Below are 1,430 nucleotides of genomic sequence, written 5' to 3' on the forward strand. Positions count from 1 at the left end.
TAGAGTGCACCCAAAAGTTTAGACAAAATTAAATAATCTTTTGATAATAAAGAGTTCGATATTCTATCGGGCTCTTTCCTTTTAAATTAAGTCTTATTCTGTCATTATTGTAATAGTTAATATATTGATGGATTTCTTCTTTTAATTCCTGTATTGACATAAATTTCTTTAGATAAAACATTTCGGATTTTAGTGTTCCAAAGAAATTCTCTATTATGGCATTATCCAGGCAATTTCCTTTTCTGGACATACTTTGGATAATTCCTTTTTGTTTTAAAATATTTTGATACGCTTTCATTTGATATTGCCACCCCTGGTCTGAGTGGAGAATTAGGTTTTGTACATTTTTTATTTTTCTAAAACTTTTTTTCAACATATTAATAATCTGTGTAAAGACAGGTCTTTCTGAGAGTTCATAACTTATAATCTCTCCGTTAAATAAGTCAATGATAGGAGACAGATATAATTTGTTCCCAGAAACATTGAATTCTGTAATATCAGTAGCCCATTTTTGGTTTGGATGGTGAGCTTTAAAGTTTCTTTCCAGAATATTGGGGGCTATTTTACCTTGTTCTCCACGATAAGACTTATATTTCCTCACCCGAATTAAGCTTTTTAACCCTAAGTTTTTCATTAATCTTAAAACTGTTTTATGATTGATAATTACACCTTGGTTTTTTAGTTCTAGAGTTATTCTTCTATACCCAAATCTTCCTTTATGCTTTTGATAAATTAATTGTATTAAGCTTTTTATCTTATCATATTTGTCTTCTCTCTTACCACGAGCAAGATGATAATAAAAACTGCTTTTTGCCACACCTGAACAAGCCAGTAATACTGCTAAGTTATAGTCTGGCCTTAACTCTTCGATGGCTTTTGCTTTTTGCTGGCTAGTGTTAAGGCGTCTAACTTTTTTAGATAAGCAATTTCAGTACGTAACCTTTCATTTTCAAGCAAAAGTTCTTCTTCTCTTGTCAAAGTTTTATCCGATTTCCTTTTTTGATCTTTATTGTTGCTCATAATTTTAGGTCTTCCTCTGGGTTTATTTTCTAAACCTAAAATACCATTTTTCTCGTAATCATTTTGCCACTTCAAGACCGTAGACTGGGCAGAGATATCAAATCTGATACACGCTTCTCTTTGGGAGAGAGAATCTGTATCGATAGCTTTTAAAACTTTAAGTTTGAACTGTAAACTATAGATTTTATTTTTTCTGGGCTCAAGTCCAGAGATACCATATTTATTGTAAAAGCCAAGCCATTTACGAAGGTTAGATTCATTAAACCCTTTTTCTAATGCAATCGATCCTACTGAACGATAAGAATTTATATGAAAGTCTATACAGCTCAACTTAAAATCAATGCTAAATTTTTCTTTTTTATACATAAAAAATGCCCCTAAAAAGTGTCTAACTTTTTGGGGGCAGTCTA

The 1,430-nt window shown here is 31.2% G+C and carries 2 protein-coding genes; both read right to left on the reverse strand.

The features are described 5' to 3' along the window. Positions 1-28: 28 nt before the first annotated feature. Positions 29-871, reverse strand: a complete 843-nt coding sequence (locus SCA31_RS22365; RefSeq protein WP_410699260.1) for an IS3 family transposase — start codon at positions 869-871, stop codon at positions 29-31. Then, on the reverse strand, positions 859-1,430 hold a 572-nt coding region (locus SCA31_RS22370), incomplete at its 5' end, for a helix-turn-helix domain-containing protein (protein WP_410699259.1). The genes SCA31_RS22365 and SCA31_RS22370, both read right to left, overlap by 13 nt.

The sequence above is a fragment of the Chryseobacterium sp. SIMBA_028 genome (assembly GCF_046535285.1).
Taxonomy (GTDB): domain Bacteria; phylum Bacteroidota; class Bacteroidia; order Flavobacteriales; family Weeksellaceae; genus Chryseobacterium.